This is a genomic window from Haloferula sp. (assembly GCF_049672945.1).
Taxonomy (GTDB): domain Bacteria; phylum Verrucomicrobiota; class Verrucomicrobiia; order Verrucomicrobiales; family Akkermansiaceae; genus Haloferula.
Map to the genome: position 1 here is coordinate 32,543 of NZ_JBATWY010000121.1, position 14,910 is coordinate 47,452.

At 58.1% G+C, this 14,910-nt stretch carries 16 protein-coding genes; 10 read left to right on the forward strand and 6 right to left on the reverse strand.

The features are described from left to right. The first annotated feature begins 47 nt into the window (after positions 1 to 47). Positions 48 to 1,001 carry an alpha/beta hydrolase family protein gene (locus tag WBG04_RS10675; RefSeq protein WP_424314418.1) on the forward strand — a complete coding sequence of 318 codons (954 nt, stop codon included), beginning with the start codon at positions 48 to 50 and terminating at the stop codon, positions 999 to 1,001. A 243-nt stretch (positions 1,002 to 1,244) separates the two neighbouring features. Here the strand turns inward: WBG04_RS10675 and WBG04_RS10680 are convergent, their stop codons facing one another. Beyond that, positions 1,245 to 3,113: a hypothetical protein gene (locus WBG04_RS10680; protein WP_424314419.1), complete on the reverse strand. Its 1,869-nt coding sequence runs from the start codon at positions 3,111 to 3,113 to the stop codon at positions 1,245 to 1,247. Between the two features lie 150 nt (positions 3,114 to 3,263). Next, on the reverse strand, positions 3,264 to 3,863 hold the full coding sequence (locus WBG04_RS10685) for an alpha-ketoglutarate-dependent dioxygenase AlkB family protein (RefSeq protein ID WP_424314420.1): 600 nt from the start codon (positions 3,861 to 3,863) through the stop codon (positions 3,264 to 3,266). A gap of 151 nt (positions 3,864 to 4,014) precedes the next feature. On the opposite strand from WBG04_RS10685, the gene WBG04_RS10690 reads away from it, so the two are divergent. The 7 genes from WBG04_RS10690 to WBG04_RS10720 all read left to right on the forward strand — a co-directional run bounded on the left by WBG04_RS10690 (position 4,015) and on the right by WBG04_RS10720 (position 9,168). Beyond that, positions 4,015 to 5,601, forward strand: coding sequence for a glycosyl hydrolase (locus WBG04_RS10690; protein ID WP_424314421.1), 1,587 nt, complete (start codon positions 4,015 to 4,017; stop codon positions 5,599 to 5,601). A 76-nt stretch (positions 5,602 to 5,677) separates the two neighbouring features. Further along, positions 5,678 to 6,700, forward strand: coding sequence for a permease (locus WBG04_RS10695; RefSeq protein ID WP_424314422.1), 1,023 nt, complete (start codon positions 5,678 to 5,680; stop codon positions 6,698 to 6,700). Beyond that, the gene (locus WBG04_RS10700; protein WP_424314423.1) at positions 6,697 to 7,512 is read left to right on the forward strand and encodes a DUF1980 domain-containing protein; all 816 of its coding nucleotides are present in this window, start codon (positions 6,697 to 6,699) and stop codon (positions 7,510 to 7,512) included. Before WBG04_RS10695 ends, WBG04_RS10700 begins: the two co-directional genes overlap by 4 nt. 56 nt (positions 7,513 to 7,568) lie before the next feature. Beyond that, the gene (locus WBG04_RS10705) at positions 7,569 to 8,021 is read left to right on the forward strand and encodes a glycine zipper 2TM domain-containing protein (RefSeq protein WP_424314424.1); all 453 of its coding nucleotides are present in this window, start codon (positions 7,569 to 7,571) and stop codon (positions 8,019 to 8,021) included. 16 nt (positions 8,022 to 8,037) lie between these two features. Next, positions 8,038 to 8,226: a DUF4250 domain-containing protein gene (locus WBG04_RS10710; RefSeq protein ID WP_424314425.1), complete on the forward strand. Its 189-nt coding sequence runs from the start codon at positions 8,038 to 8,040 to the stop codon at positions 8,224 to 8,226. A gap of 211 nt (positions 8,227 to 8,437) precedes the next feature. Then, positions 8,438 to 8,746 (forward strand): type II toxin-antitoxin system HigB family toxin, encoded by a 309-nt coding sequence (locus tag WBG04_RS10715; RefSeq protein ID WP_424314426.1) that lies wholly within the window; start codon positions 8,438 to 8,440, stop codon positions 8,744 to 8,746. After that, positions 8,743 to 9,168, forward strand: coding sequence for a helix-turn-helix domain-containing protein (locus WBG04_RS10720; RefSeq protein WP_424314427.1), 426 nt, complete (start codon positions 8,743 to 8,745; stop codon positions 9,166 to 9,168). The genes WBG04_RS10715 and WBG04_RS10720 overlap by 4 nt, the downstream gene beginning before the upstream one ends. Positions 9,169 to 9,237: 69 nt before the next feature. On the opposite strand, the gene WBG04_RS10725 is transcribed toward WBG04_RS10720, so the two are convergent. After that, positions 9,238 to 9,795, reverse strand: coding sequence for a hypothetical protein (locus WBG04_RS10725; RefSeq protein ID WP_424314428.1), 558 nt, complete (start codon positions 9,793 to 9,795; stop codon positions 9,238 to 9,240). 311 nt (positions 9,796 to 10,106) lie between these two features. Beyond that, positions 10,107 to 10,925, reverse strand: a complete 819-nt coding sequence (locus tag WBG04_RS10730) for a glycoside hydrolase family 16 protein (protein ID WP_424314429.1) — start codon at positions 10,923 to 10,925, stop codon at positions 10,107 to 10,109. 177 nt (positions 10,926 to 11,102) lie between these two features. Here WBG04_RS10730 and WBG04_RS10735 point away from each other — a divergent pair, with 177 nt between their 5' ends. Next, the gene (locus tag WBG04_RS10735) at positions 11,103 to 12,380 is read left to right on the forward strand and encodes a hypothetical protein (protein ID WP_424314430.1); all 1,278 of its coding nucleotides are present in this window, start codon (positions 11,103 to 11,105) and stop codon (positions 12,378 to 12,380) included. A 24-nt stretch (positions 12,381 to 12,404) separates the two neighbouring features. On the opposite strand, the gene WBG04_RS10740 is transcribed toward WBG04_RS10735, so the two are convergent. Continuing rightward, positions 12,405 to 13,388, reverse strand: a complete 984-nt coding sequence (locus tag WBG04_RS10740) for an oxygenase MpaB family protein (RefSeq protein WP_424314431.1) — start codon at positions 13,386 to 13,388, stop codon at positions 12,405 to 12,407. Positions 13,389 to 13,524: 136 nt separating this feature from the next. Between WBG04_RS10740 and WBG04_RS10745 the strand changes: the two genes are divergently transcribed. Continuing rightward, the gene (locus WBG04_RS10745) at positions 13,525 to 14,310 is read left to right on the forward strand and encodes a PEP-CTERM sorting domain-containing protein (protein ID WP_424314432.1); all 786 of its coding nucleotides are present in this window, start codon (positions 13,525 to 13,527) and stop codon (positions 14,308 to 14,310) included. Between the two features lie 16 nt (positions 14,311 to 14,326). Here WBG04_RS10745 and WBG04_RS10750 read toward each other — a convergent pair. Continuing rightward, positions 14,327 to 14,910 (reverse strand): PQQ-binding-like beta-propeller repeat protein (locus WBG04_RS10750; protein WP_424314433.1); only part of this gene is annotated, 584 nt, incomplete at its 5' end.

Genomic DNA, 14,910 nt, shown 5'->3' on the forward strand with positions numbered 1-14,910 from the left:
GCGCTCATTCCGGGCGACTTTCGCCCTTTCGAGGGGTTGCTCCTGTCATGAAATCCCTGGCCCTCTTTCTCCTTCTGCTGATTCCCGCATTCGCAGCGGATCAGCACTACGATCCATCCCGCAAGTCGGAGAAGGTCGAAACCCGGCTCAGCTCGTTCACCTACGACGGCCGCGAAGTCCCGCTGAAGGTCTACCTTCCCTCCGCCAAAACCGCACCAGTCATCTTGCTGAGCCATGGGCTCGGTGGCTCGCGCGAAGTCGGGGCCTACCTCGGGGAACACTGGGCGGCGCGCGGTTACGTCGTCGTCGCCATGCAGCATCCCGGCAGCGACCATTCGGTCTGGAAAGACGCGCCACCCGCCAGACGAATGGCGGCCCTCAAGGCGGCAGCCAGCGCGGAAGCCTTCCTTGATCGCACTCGGGACGTGCCCGCGACGCTCGACCAGCTGGCTCTCTGGAACGAGGAAAAGAAGCACTTCCTCGAAGGGCGCCTGAACCTCGAAAAGGTCGGCATCGGCGGCCACTCTTTCGGCGCGGTCACGACTCAAGCCGCCTCAGGCCAGCACTTCGGGCTGGCCGGGCCCAAATACACCGACCCGAGGATCGACGCCGCCCTCGCCCTGAGCCCCAGTGTCCCAAGAATCGGCAATGCCAAGAGGGCGTTCGGCAAGGTGACACTCCCCATGATGCTGATGACCGGCACGAAGGATGAAAGCATCATCGGCGGCGGCACTCCCGAGTCACGTCGAGGCGTCTATGCCGCCCTCCCGCCCGGCTCGAAATACGAACTCGTCCTCAAGGATGCCGAGCACATGGCATTCTCCGATGCCTCCCACCAGCGGACTCGGAATCGCAACCCGAACCACCACAAGGCGATCATCGCCCTGAGCAGCGCGTTCTGGGACGCCTATCTTGGTGGAAAGTCCGAAGCACTCCACTGGCTCAAGTCCACCGCGCCGAAGAAGCTCCTTGAGCCCGGCGATCTCTGGCAGAAGAAATAGTTCAGAATGAGCGTTCTTGTGGATTGATCACAGGCCTACTGATCGCACCGGAGGTCCAATCCCAGTTGCCTCCCTCGCATCTATCCCTCTCAGCTACCTTGGACAGGATTCCGGTCTCCACGCGGGTCTCGAACCCTGAGCATAATCAGCGGATTGGCAGAAGATCCTCAGGGACTGTTCGGGAAACCTCTTCATTCGCCAGCCCACCAGGCATTACGACAGGTTTCACGGGACTGCCTTCTATCACAATTCCTCGACAAGACGGAAGAATCCGCAGTCTTGAAGCCTGAAGTCACAAAAGACTGATCGCCGCGGACCGCCAGCTCTAAACGACGACGACGTGATCCAAACCCCATCAAGGTCAACTGATGACTCCATCCGGTACCGGCGTCCATGTGTCAGGCCGCCCACTTCAAGCCTTAGCGTGCCATCCGAACCAAAAAGAAATTCTCCGGTGTGAGGTTTCGGTTCATCATCAGGCAATTTTGAACGGAAGAGGCCGACTCTTCCTTCTGAACTTCTAGCGGTTCCATAGAACCAGCCTTCGGAAACAAGAGCCGTACGATCAACTCTCACGATCTTCCCGAAACCGGAGATGACCCTTCCTTCCCGAATCATGAGATGGCGGTCACCGTTGAGTGTTGTTGCCACAATTCCAATTCGATTGTTTGGGCCCAAGTCGTGGCACTCTATGGGCCCGTAACTAAGGAGGCCTCCTTGATCGATTCTCGAAGTGGATCCATAGTGTCGCAGCAAGTAGCCCGCTCCAGGAAGGGTAACGCGTTCAAAGTTGCCTGGGGTTGGAAGCCCCGAGGCGGTCCAGCTGCCATCAGGCATCTGGACAATACGGAGTGTCTCACCTGAATCGGATTTCCCGGTATAGACAGCACCTTGAGCATTTAGCGACTGTAGCTCCAACCCGCCGGCGAGCCTCCCGTCTGAGTCAGGTATGTCGCCGATCGGACTCAGAACCAGCGGTCCTCCATCAAATGAAAGAATGTATGTTTTCCCGACGCTGTTGTCTGATCGGGTAATCGCAAAATTACGCCCGTCGAACTGAAGCTCCCTCGGAAAAGAGTAAGGAAAGCCACCGTCAGGAAGCTGGGTGTCCGATGAAAACAGCAAGGTTACCCCTTCAGCATCCGCCATGAAAGCAGCATAGGTCTCGCCCTGATACCAATGGTTGACAAAGAGCACCGATCCGTTTCCCGGATTCGGATAGTGAATCCCAGTGACTCCATCATCACCTACGGATGCGAGTTCCCTTACGGTTTCGCCAAGCTGCCAAAAGAGAGTTCCTTCACTCACCCAGGCTCTTTCTCCCGTGGAGGAATTTCCTCCTTCCGAACTTGAAAACTCAGTTGGTTCCGAGAGTTGTTGGCCGTCGATGTCATAGTTCATGCGATAGCTTATATTTCCGGAGGAGGCACTGCGTCTAAGGAGGAGTTCGTTCCCAATTCGTTTTTCCACTCCCCAAGTGTTGGATTCCTCGCCTTCTTCGACGATGGAAAGCAGCTCCAGAGTCGAAGGGTCGTCGTCCTCTTCATCAAAGTCATCCAGCAAAAGACCTCTAACTTCGATATTGTCAAGGGCGACGGAACCATCGAGGACCTCCACATTTGCAAGGCTCGTCCATTCAGGAGGAAACTCAATCCTCTCAAAATCCTCCAAGGGACCGTCGCCGTCGATGATCCTGTCCGGATAGACCGTGTGCTCGACAGCGCTTCCATCAGTCTTGGTCCCCCGGAACCGAACGTAGTACGGCACTGCAACCGTGCTGTATTCAGCAAGGTCGAGGGCAATCAGATCGAATCCAAGACCATCGCAGTGGACCAGGGTCACCGGGGTTGCCCCGGATGAAACCCGAAGATAGGGCGTACCGTTATTCGCCGATATCCCTCCGGGTTGAACTACGCTTAACCACCGTTCTTCCGGGGCAAACAAGCGGTAGCCAAACTGTGTGTAACCCATTCCTGAGACTTCTGAGAAATCAATGACTTTGGTGGCTTTCAGGTGCTCGGGAACTTTGCCAAAAAGCGGATCCATCAGGGTCACCATGGCGAACATCAGGAAACACCGCTTCGCGTTTATCCTCATTAGCGTCAATATCATGAAAAAATGATAGATAGAAAAAAAGATCGAGGAAAGATTTTATCATTAGAAACAACGTAGAGTTCTTGGCATTCGTCAATGACAAGCAAGACGCGCGGGAACCCCTTTTCGCGGTTTCTCTTTATTTCAGAAGTCACACGAGCGGAACGGTCACGTCACAAACGAGCGAAAAGTCAGATTGATCCGCGGCTGGTCGACCTTCTTTGTCTTCGGTAGCGAGTGCCGCCAAAACCGCTGCGTTTCGCCCTTCATCACCAGCAGACTACCCCGCTCTAACATCAGCGACACCGTCTCCTTCGTCTCGCGATGCTTGAAGGAGAACTTCCGCTCGACGCCGAGACTGACCGAAGCGATCGCCGAGTCTCTAACAATGGTCGCTTCGTCATCGCTATGCCAGCCCATGCCTTCACTGCCGTCGTGGTAGAGATTGAGCAGACACGAATTGAAGCGCTCGCCGCAGCGGACTTCCACTAGCTTCTTCAACCCGGTAAGCACCGGCATCCACGGAAGCGCCACCTTTTCTGTTCCGGAGTATTTGTAGGTGAATCCCGCGTCGCCATACCACGCCACCTTCCGGGAAGTGACAATCCGCTTTCCGAACATCACCACTTCGTCGCTCTCCCATGGCACTTCTGCGATCAGTTGCCGGAAAAGCTGCTCCTCTTTCGCCGCGTCGAGAATCTGCCCGTAGTCATGTACCACGCCGTCCTTTGGCAGCAGGTTGGCGGTCGGATCGGTGAAAAGGTCCATGCGGCGAAAGGGTAGCACGATGTCACGAAGCCGCGAGCTCCGGACGGAAAAGCTTCGCGTCTTGTGACCAGCCACGGAATTTCTTGCCAGCTTGCACGAGGAAGCCATCGTTTCCCCAAGCCTGTACTGGCACGCAGGCTTGGAACTCATTATGTTTTCAGAAACCGAGGAGAGCAGAAAGGCGATAGGAGATGTGGATGTTCTTTACCACGACGGGCTCTATCACCTCTTCCATCTGGTGCTGCCGAATCACGATTTCATTGCGCATGCGGTTTCGACCGATGGGGTGAACTGGCGGCGGGTTCGCAATGCCCTCTTCATCGGCGACCCGGGAAGCTGGGATGACCTGATGCTGTGGACGATGCATGTCTCGCCCGATCCCCACCACCCGGGACGTTGGCGGATGTTCTACACCGGGCTGTCGCGGCGGGAGCGGGGACGGCTTCAAAGGATCGGGCTCGCAAGCAGCCACGACCTTTACCGCTGGGTCAAGGAGCCGGTCAATTGGGTCGACCAGCGCGGTAAAAATGATCCTCCGAAAGTACGGGAAGCGCGGAAGCTGAGCCAACGATCGAGCGGCGACATCGAAGCGGCGGCAATCGATCCGGAAAGCTGCTTCCCGCTTGAGCCAGACCCCGCGCACTATGAGTCAGAGCTCTCCGAGGGGCGCGGCGTGATCAGCTTCCGCGACCCCTATTTCTTCTCCTGTGAAAGCGGCAACTGGCTGCTCGCAGCCGCCCGTGTCAAATCGGGACCGCTGGTCCGGCGGGGCTGCGTGGCCGCCATGAAGGAAGATGAGGCAGGGCATTTCCAAAGCCAGCCACCACTACACCACCCGCTGCTCTACGACGACGTCGAGGTGCCAAACGTCTTCGAACTCGACGGCCAAACCTACCTCATCGGCAGTATCCGCGAGGACGCAAAGATTCGCTACTGGCATGCCGACGCGATCGACAAGCCATGGCGGAGCTTTCACGACAATGTCCTGATGGCGCAGGGAAATTATGCCGGACGGGTTTGTCGGGATGACAAGGGGCTGCTGCTGTGGTGCTTCTTCGCGATGAACCGTGACGACCGCACGGTCAACAACCTGATGCCGCCACCGAAACGCCTCGTCCAGGACAGGAACGGACTTCTCCGCGTGAAAAGCTTCGAGATTTTCGAAGAGTGGCTCGGCAAGCAGGTGGACACCTGCTGTGTGCGCAGTCTGAAGCCCGGCGGAAGAGGCGATCACTGCCGCACCGAAGAAGAACGATGGGCGATTCAGAGCGAATTCGGATTCCAGGCATTCGTCTTCGAAGAGGAACTCGAAAGCTTCCGTTTGGACTGCCGGATGAAACTGATCGGAAAAGGAAAATGCGGCCTGGTGCTCCGCGTCGATCCGGAATCGCACGACGGTTACTACCTGTCGCTCGATCTCCTCAAGGGCGTGGCGCAGATGCGAGCTTGGGGCACCAATCGCGAGAAGTCCGGCGAGCACATGATGAGCTTCGAGACGGTACAAAGCGCGTTTTGGTTCACCGACAAGCCGGGCGAAGCCGAAATCTCGGTGCTCGCCTTCGGCAGCTATCTCGAAGTCTCGATCAATGGCTACATCGTCCTCTCCATGGCCGATCAGCACTTCGCCCGCGGCTACGTCGGGCCCTATCTGGAGACCGCCGAACTTGAGATCATGGACCTCAAAGTTTGGCACCTCAAGAACCCGAGCCAGCAAGACGACCAGTTGGTCGGCGGCTGAAGGATGGCGAAGTCCGTCCAGGCACCTGGATCTAGGAAATCCTTGCCAGCCTGCATGAGGAAGCCATCGTTTGCCCGTGTCCGCCGACGCCCAACAGGACTTCGCCTTCGCCTTCCTGAGCATCCTCTTCGAGGGCGCACCCTTCATCCTGCTCGGCACCCTGATCAGCGGGATCATCGATATCTACCTGCCACCCGGCACGATGGATCGGCTGCTGCCGAAAAAAACCCTGCCCGCGATCCTCGTCGCCGGCCTGCTGGGATTCATCCTTCCCGTCTGCGAATGCGCCGTCGTTCCAGTCATCCGCCGCCTGGTAAAAAAGGGCCTGCCGGTCTCCTGCGCCCTGACCTACATGCTCGCCGCGCCGATCGTCAATCCGATCACCGCCCTCAGCACCTGGAAGGCGTTCAAGGGTCCCGTCGTCGCCTTCGGAGACGAAATGACGCTCACTGCCAGCACCGTCATGACCGCCTCGCGGCTCGGCCTCGGCTTTCTCGTCGCCGTCCTCGTCGGATTGGTCGTCGCCCGCATTCCCTTGCGGAAAATCCTCCGTCCCAAACTCCTCGAATCCATCGATCAAGACGACCATCATCACGACCATGATCACTCGTGCTGCGGTCATGAACACGGCCACGAGCACGGCCACGAGCACCATCACCACGATGTGCCCAACTCAGGCCAGAAGCTCGTCGCCGCGCTGCGCTCCTCGATGCGCGACTTTGTCGATGTCGGCGTCTACTTCGTCATCGGTGTGACCATTACCGCCCTCTTCAACACCGGCATCGCCCCCGGTGCCGAGTGGCTCGATACCCTCGCCTCGAGCCCCACCGCCGCTCCCGCCGCCCTGATGACTCTGGCCTTCATCCTGAGCCTCTGCAGCACCTCGGATGCCTTCATCGCCGCCACCCTCGATAAGTTCACCTGGGGTGCCAAACTCGCCTTCCTGACCTTCGGCCCGATGATGGATGTGAAACTGATCTTTCTTTATCAGACCGTCCTGAAACGCCGCTTCATCCTGCTTCTGGCACTTGGCCTCTTCCTCGTCATCGGCCTCGCCTGCATCGGTTGGCAGGCGGCCATCCTGTCGCTCCAGCCATGAAACATCCCGCCCTCCAGCGCAGTTTTCTGGCCATTGCCCTGATCAGCTGGGGCGTGGTTCTGGTCTATTTCCACTCCAGCGGAAGGATCGTCAAATACCTCGCCCCCGACTTCCGGCTCATCGCCTTGGCCGGTGGTCTCGGCCTCTGTGTCCTCGGGCTCTTCAACCTCCTGACCTCCCGCATGGTGGCCGCCTGCGGCCATGACCATGGTCCCGAAGACACGCACGATCATGAAAGCCTCGACCTTCATCCTCTCGCCGCCCTTTCGATCATGGTCCTGCCCATCTGGCTCTGCACCAGCTGGACCAAGGACGGCTTCTCCATCAGCGCTCTAACACGCAAGGGCCTCAACGACACTCCCGCTGAAGCCGGAGCCCTTTTCCTCTCATCCGTCCTTCCCCCCCTGACCAGGGAAATCATCGAGGCCCAGCACCCGATGAACTCCGATGGTTATCGTACTTTCCCGCTGATGGAGCTGTTCTTCAGCAGCGCCGATCCGGAAATGCGCGAGCTGGTCGGAGGCATGCAGATCGTCACCGAAGGGCGGCTGGTTCCCGACCCCGACCCCGAAAAAGATCAGTTCCGCCTCTACCGCCTCTTCATCACCTGCTGTGCCGCCGACGGACGCCCCGTTCCGATCATCGCCCGCTTCAAGGGAGAAGCACCCGCCGTCGAACCGAACTCATGGATCAGCCTGTCCGGCACCATCACCTACCCGGATGAAGGCGAAGGACACATTCCCGTCCTTGAAGTCGACTTCGCCAAAGTCACCGAGGCCCCGATGGAGGAGTCCTTCATGCGCGGCTACTGAGGCCGTGGCGTCTTCTCCCTTTACTTTCAGCGATTCCGAATTTAGCTCAGAGCATCATGAAAACTCTCTTCATCATCGCGACCATTCCCTTCTTTTTCGCATCCTGCGCTCAGGATTCCCTCACGGGCGACAGCTACTCACGCAGTGGCGCCGGTCAGGCGCAAACCGTCCGCATGGGGACCATCACTTCCATCCGCTACGTGAAGATCGAAGGAAACGCCGCCGCTGGCACCCTCATTGGTGCCGCCGCTGGTGGTCTCCTCGGCAATCAGATCGGGAGCGGCTCCGGCCGCACCGCCGCCACCGTCGGTGGTGCTCTTGCAGGTGGCGTCGGTGGCTCCTATGCGGGGAAAGCCGTCACCTCCAGGCAGGGGCTCGAAATCCAGGTGAACCTTGATGAAGGAGGCACCGTCTCGATTGTCCAACAAGAGAACCCACGCGAACCCTTCGCCGAAGGCGAGCGTGTCCGCGTGCTCTCCGGTGGCGGGCGCGACCGCGTCACTCATTGATCAAAGGAGACCACCCATGGACCTTCGCAGCTACACCAGCATGGACCCCCATCTGCTGGTCGGTCTGGTGAATACCGAACTACGCAATCGCAGCGAATCCCTCGATGACTTGGTGAAAACCCACGATCTCGATCAGGACCTTCTGGTATCCCGACTCTCCGAGGCAGGATACGACTACCGGTCGGAACAAAAACAGTTCCGCTGATCGGAGCACCCTTTGGAGCGAAATAGAGCTGGGAGCCCGCATGGCTTCCCGGCGGCCAAATCAACAGATCAGTAATCCGCCGGTAGCAGCATGCAGGTCGATGATCGACTCGCATTGGTGACTATTCAGCCGATCTCTCTTCCACTGCCATCGGGGTGCGCCAAATCATTCCGAGTTGACAACCGAAGCAAATCGATACATTTTGTATCGGTTGCGCGTCATCAAAGAACAGTTCCTCAGAGAGGCGGCATCGCCGAAATCGAAGGCCGCAAAATGGCTCGAAGTCTGGCGGACCGTCGTCAGGTCCGCCGACTGGGGGAACATCGAGGATGTCCGCAAAACCTACCCTTCCGCCGATCCAGTGAAGGTCGAGAGCGGCCGAACCGTCACGATCTTCAACGTCTGCGGTAACGATTACCGCCTGATCACCGCGATCCATTACGACAAGCAACGCCTTTACACCCTGCGCTTCCTCACCCACGCCGAATACGACAAAAACAAGTGGAAGAAGGATCTATGAAAACGAAACACTCCCACAGCTTCGACGCGATGCCCCGCGATTACGCGGAACTTTGCCGTCTTTTCCTGCCTCGTCCAATCCATGATCAGACCGGCTACGAGAACACCGTTGAGATCGCCGACGTATTCGCCGGTCACGAAGACAGCATGAGCGACGGCCAGAACGACTACTTCGATCTGCTCTGCGATCTGATCGAAAAATACGAGCGCTATACGGTGTCTGCCCCCAAGCTCAAGTCCTTGGCCCTCTTGAAGCATCTTGTCGCCGAACACGGCCTTTCCGGTGCCGATCTCTCGCGCCTCCTGGGAAAATCGCTGCCGCTCGGACCGATGATTCTTCGCGGCGAGCGCAGGATTACCGCCGCCCATGCCATCCTTCTGGGCAAACGTTTCGGGCTTCGACCTGATGCCTTTATTTCCTGAACTACCTCAAGTGCGTCAGGTTGAAAAACATGGCTACACCCCCCAAGAAAAAACGATGATCCAAGCCACCTACAAGGGCATCGGAATCCTCAAGCCACTCCCCGGCACTCCGAGAAAATCATCGACAAAATCGTCAATCCGGCCGCGCGTTTCCTTCGACAGGATTTGAGCAAGGTTTTCCAGTTCCTCGCCGCCGATGGCGTATGGCAGGTAAGCCAGCATCAGGTCGCCCCCGTCACATTGACCGTAGATTTGATACTCATCCCCGAGGGGTTTTCCCGAGAGAAAGCATTGGGAAATCCATGCCTCCCAGTCGGCGGGATCGCGTGCGGCGATCGCTTTCTGCCGGTCGACCAGATCGACCCGCTCACCAAAGTAGTGCGCGATCCGTTTCATCGAAGCAGGGGAAATCTCCGTGGCGATCTGCGAGTGGCAGTCAAAACACATCGCATACTCAAACGCCGTCTCGCCGCGATGGAATCCCTTCTCAATCAAATAAGCGGTCCCATCTTCGCCCAACTCGCAACGGCAGGAAATGCACTTTTCAAAGGGGCGGCCCGTCTCGGCGGAGAAAAACACTTTCGGAATCGGGACGAAGGGAACGGGACCAAGCGGTGGCAAATCCATGGCGACTCAAGCATGTCGATCCCACCCGAACTCGCAATCTCCATTTCCCCCAGGAATCAACAGGGCGATCAAGTTAGGGGAGGGATCGAAATGAAACCGCAGATGGACGCCGATGAACGCAGATTGAAAATGGATGTTTTCTTGAGATTTGCCATTTTTCGGTAACGAGGCATCGGATTCCGGATTAACATTCAGTATTTCACGAGATCTGCGTCCATCCGCGTTCATCTGCGGTTGAAAATGGAAGTTCTAAGGGCTAGCAATGCCTTCGCTTGATCACCCTGCACGAATCGATCAATGCGGCGTGGCTCCTACTTCTCTTCCCGCTGATAGACCCGGACGTAGTCGATCAGATAGCTGACAGGCAGGATGGATTCGTCAACGCCTCCAGCGGCACCCCACGAACCACCAAAAGCCAGGTTCAAGAGTAGATACTGCGGTGCGTCAAATGGCCACGATCCGACACCGCTACCATCATTCTTGATGGCGAAGTATTCTTTCTCGTCGAGGAAGAAGCGGATCTCGTCCTCGGTCCACTCCATCGAATAGACGTGGAAGGCTTCGGTCACCTTGTCGGCCTTGATCTTGCTTCCGCGCCCTGTGCCCCTGGTATGGTTGAAGTCACGGGTATGAACGTTTGCATGGATCATCGCAGGCTCATTGCCGACGAACTCCATGATGTCGAGCTCACCACAAGTCGGCCAGCCGACCTCCCTGATATTCGTCCCGAGCATCCAAATCGCCGGCCAGGTCCCAGAACCGGCCGGAACCTTCGCCCGAACTTCAAATCTCCCGTATATCCAGCTCTTCGTCTTCTCGGTCGTCAGTGATGCCGAGGTGATGGGAGCCACCTTGACTCCCTTGGTCCGCTTGGCATCGGATCCTAGTAGCAGGTTATCTTTGCGTGCCTCGATAATCAAATTCCCACCTTCCACCCGGGCATTCTCCGTTCGATTCTCGGTGTAGTATTGAAGTTCATTGTTGCGCAAGTAGCCAACTTCGTAACCCCACTTCGATGAATCAGGCGGGCCATCGACATCAAATTCGTCCGACCACACCAACTGCCAACCCTCCGGGGCTGCAGATACGCCGTTCATCATCAATCCCAGTATCGCAATGACTCGTATCATTTTGGGTGAAACGGGGAAAAGCCGACGACTCTTTCATGCCACGCCGCCGATCAAGACATAAGGTGAATGAGAGCATTTCCTCCCGCAATTGGGCCGAGATTTCCCAAATCCCTCCAAAGCTAGCTTCTTGCGCAATTTCAATCCTTGTCTAGGATGCCACCCATGTCGGGAAAATTCATGAAGTGGCATTTGGCCTGGGCGGCCATGGCTGTAGTCGCATTCGTCGTGGGTAAGGCCACGACATCCGACTCAGAACCAGACCGCTCCGCGGAGTCCAAAGTCGACACCCTCCGCGCCAATGCTTCGCGCGCCAACGGCATTGATGCGGATGGCACCAAGCTCACCCGGAACTCGGGATCCGCTTCCGAACGCAGCCCGGTGATTGATCTCTTCGGCAGCCTCTCCGCAAATGGTGCCGGCTTGAATGCCTTGGCAGAGCAAGCTTTTCGCGACCCGAATCCGATCACACGGCGACTCGCATTCGGCCAACTCCTCGCCTCCCTGACACCAGAGAATGCCGGAGAGATTCGAGACCTGCTCGTCGCAAACCGTGCTGGTGGTGACGAATGGCGGGACTTCCACTACAGCTGGGGAGCCATCTCAGGACGGGAGGCTGTCGATTTCGCCGCCAAGTCAGGCGAGCAGGACATGGAAGCCACCATGTCGGGCTGGGCCTCCGCAAACCCTGCCGAAGCCCTCAGTTTCCTCGACAATCTGCCTGAAGATCTTGCCGGTAGCCGGACGGAGATCGCCCAGAGCATCGTCGCCGGGCTTGCCGATCGAGATCTCGGATCCGCCACCGACCTCGTGATGAAACTCGCTGCCGATGGCGTCGAAGGAGCCGATCGCATGATTGAGGTGGTCGCATTCGAAGCCCTTCGCAGTGGGGGACCGAGCGAGGCCGCGGCATGGGCCACGACGCTTGCCGACGGCTCGGTCAAAGGAGCCGCCATGAATCGCATCGCGGGTGCCTATGTCCGCGAGGACCCTCAAGCGGCGGCTGCTTGGATCGAAAATTTCGCCGCAGAAGACTACGCTGCCCGGGCGGTGGCTGAAGTCGGCGAAGAGTGGGGTGAACGGGATCCCACCTCGGCGGTCAGCTGGCTCGAAACCCTGCCCGCAGGCCAGGGCCAATCCTCCGCCTTCCGCGAAGTGCTCGGAGATTGGGAAGACACGGACCCGGTCGCCGCCAGCCAGTATCTTTCAAACATGCCTCCTTCACCCCAGCGCGACGCGGCGGTCAGTGGATTCGCCCGCGGCTACGCCTGGCAGGACCCACAAGCAGCGATCGCGTGGGCTCAGGACATCTCCGATCCCGCCTTGAGGCAACGTTCACTCACCGAAGCGGGCCAAGCCTACTACCGTCGCGATCCTGAATCCGCCCGCGCGTGGCTCGAAAACAGTGGCCTCCCGCCAGAAGCACAGCAACAGGTGCTGGAGCGGCGGCGGCGTTGATCGCGGAGCACCTCCGCCGGAGCTTCAGCTTCCAGACTCTGCATCTTCACTGCGGGCAAGCAGCTTGCCATCCTTCATCAGACCCGCCCGGTGAAGACGTTCAATCGCAGCCTCCTCAATCGGACTTTCCGGACCGATCGCCAGCCGGATGAACTTGAGAAGATTCACCGTCACCGGCCGGATTAGCCGCAACGAAGGCTCGCCGAGACCAATCATCTGCTGATAATCCCGCGGCATCGAAGCCAACGCTGCCTTGAAAAGAAACGTATAAGCCGGAAGCGAAGTCGCCGGCAGGGGCGGATTCTTGATCCAGCGGATGACATCCCGCGTCTCATCCGTGACACAAAGCTCAGGCCGATAGCGTTCCAAATCAGCGCGCATCTCGGACTCCGACATCGGCACCTCGTCGAGCCCAAGAGGGATCACCGACTTCGACCAGAGACGGATGTAGGCGTCCGCCCCGCCGGGAATCGGTCGCGGCGAATACTGCTGATGGCAACGAAGGAAGGACTCCATGAAGGCAATGTGAACCCAGCGGAGAAGATGCGGATCGGCAGCCGTGTAGTCGACCTTACTGCCAGACGAGGTCGTGTACTTCCCCTTCACATGGGCATGCATGTGGTTCACCCGATCCGCCTCTTTCCCAACCGAAGCCGTGGAAGCAAAGGTCGTCACTGTCAGCCAACGAATCGTCCCCGAGAGACGCCCGAGCGGATCGTTCTTGTAGCGCGAATGCTCGCGAACACCCGTGAGACTCCCCGGATGAAGTGCCTGCATCAGCAACGCACGGATCCCCCCGACCAGCGTCGCCAAATCCGCATGCACCACCCACGGCGCCTGATCCGGCAAGTAAAGCCCCGGTTCGTCACTCGCGGCCACCGCACCCAGCCACGGCGGCACGCCATCGGGATCCCCCGTGAGAAGGGTCCGAAAGCGTTTGGAAAAGACTTCCTGGAGCGCGTTGTTCTTCAAATCACCTGAGACTAGCAGGGCTTCATGGACTTTCATCAGGAAGATGTCGGCGGGCCGAGAAGACTTCTCCCGGGGGGGGCCTGCAACAGCGAGCTATTATAAACACGATCTCGAAAAGCCTTGAGGCTCTTACGTAAAAGCACTGATACTGCCTCCGAATCTATTTCGCGCCATGAACACCTCATTTCTTTCATCGACTCGCGCCCTGCCTTTGATTTTTTCCCTTCCCCTTTGCGGCATCGCCAACGCGGCCTGGACCACCAATTTTGAGTCCGTCACACCCGGAGTGGGCGGCTCGGCCGCGGGTGTCTGGAGGGAGGTCACCAACCCCCTGACCGGAGCGGGTTCCGATACCGCTTTCGCGGTCAATCTAACCACCAATGGAGAGGTGAAGGCCGTCGACGGTAGTAGCCTGACCTCCCGGATCGACGAATCCTTCCCCTGGCGCGACCTCAATGCGGGCGAAATTCTTGATTACGAAGGGTCTTCGATCGGGCCGCTGCCTTTTGCCGTTCCCCTTCCTTTCGAAGCAGGAGTCAACGGAGACTTCATCAACATTCAAACTGAAGCCGGAGGGGCGACGGTGATCACCTTCACTTTCGGAGCCACCATCAAGGACCCAATGCTGAGTTTCACCGACATTGAGGTGAACTCCACCCTCACCTTCAGCAACGCATTCAGTATTGTCTCAAGCACACCGAATCTTTCGGCTACGGGACTTGTCATAGGAAACAACGGCTTTGGTGCCACTCCACCCTTCAATGACGAGGCGGCAGGCTCCCTGCAATTCACGGGAAACTTCACCGAGTTGGAATTCACCGTGAACAACAGCTCATCGACCATGGAAGACCGGACCGGCTACGTCGTCACCACCGCCTTCGCACCCGTTCCCGAGCCAACTCCTCTGGCCTTGATCGGACTCGGATGCCTCGCATTCCTCAGGCGGCAACGCTGGTAAATCACCACCCTCTCCCTCATCGGCTTTCCGCACGCAGGTCGTAGCAGATCAGCCTCGGCTTCTTCCCACTCACCGAATCGGAGGAGTTCTGAACCACGTAGAGCCGCCCATCGTGAAGGCTCGGTAGCGTCCAGGCCTCACGCGCAGTGAAAAGCCGGGTCCTCTGGACTTCCTTCGAACCCTCGGGGTCGAGTTCCAATTCAGCCAGGATCCCATCCTCTCCGAGAGCGAGGTATCGATTGCCAGCCTGCAGCAAGCTCGCCCGGAAAAGCCCCTCGATCTGACCATCTTCCTTCTTCCAGCGGTAGTCTTTCGTCCACCTCACTTCGCCGGTTTCGAGATCAACACACTTGAACTCGGTGTCGGGTGGATTGCGCCCGGCAAATCCGTAGAGATAGCCATCCTTCGCGATCGGCATCATGAAATGCATCCCGAACTCAGGCTGCTTCCATAGCGGCCTCGATTTACGGGACTCATCGTACTCCAGCAATACACCACCGCGTTCATAGCATTCGGAAATGAAGACGCGCGACTCGTCGATAGCCAATGGTGAAGAGGCCAGCACCGACTCATACTTCCTCGATCGCCATGGGAAGCGGT

Coding starts and splice junctions, on each gene's coding strand:
- WBG04_RS10675 (WP_424314418.1), top strand. CDS start 48: ATGAAATCCCTGGCCCTCTTTCTCCTTCTGCTGATTCCCGCATTCGCA.
- WBG04_RS10680 (WP_424314419.1), bottom strand. CDS start 3,113: ATGATATTGACGCTAATGAGGATAAACGCGAAGCGGTGTTTCCTGATG.
- WBG04_RS10685 (WP_424314420.1), bottom strand. CDS start 3,863: ATGGACCTTTTCACCGATCCGACCGCCAACCTGCTGCCAAAGGACGGC.
- WBG04_RS10690 (WP_424314421.1), top strand. CDS start 4,015: ATGTTTTCAGAAACCGAGGAGAGCAGAAAGGCGATAGGAGATGTGGAT.
- WBG04_RS10700 (WP_424314423.1), top strand. CDS start 6,697: ATGAAACATCCCGCCCTCCAGCGCAGTTTTCTGGCCATTGCCCTGATC.
- WBG04_RS10705 (WP_424314424.1), top strand. CDS start 7,569: ATGAAAACTCTCTTCATCATCGCGACCATTCCCTTCTTTTTCGCATCC.
- WBG04_RS10710 (WP_424314425.1), top strand. CDS start 8,038: ATGGACCTTCGCAGCTACACCAGCATGGACCCCCATCTGCTGGTCGGT.
- WBG04_RS10720 (WP_424314427.1), top strand. CDS start 8,743: ATGAAAACGAAACACTCCCACAGCTTCGACGCGATGCCCCGCGATTAC.
- WBG04_RS10725 (WP_424314428.1), bottom strand. CDS start 9,795: ATGGATTTGCCACCGCTTGGTCCCGTTCCCTTCGTCCCGATTCCGAAA.
- WBG04_RS10730 (WP_424314429.1), bottom strand. CDS start 10,925: ATGATACGAGTCATTGCGATACTGGGATTGATGATGAACGGCGTATCT.
- WBG04_RS10735 (WP_424314430.1), top strand. CDS start 11,103: ATGAAGTGGCATTTGGCCTGGGCGGCCATGGCTGTAGTCGCATTCGTC.
- WBG04_RS10740 (WP_424314431.1), bottom strand. CDS start 13,388: ATGAAAGTCCATGAAGCCCTGCTAGTCTCAGGTGATTTGAAGAACAAC.
- WBG04_RS10745 (WP_424314432.1), top strand. CDS start 13,525: ATGAACACCTCATTTCTTTCATCGACTCGCGCCCTGCCTTTGATTTTT.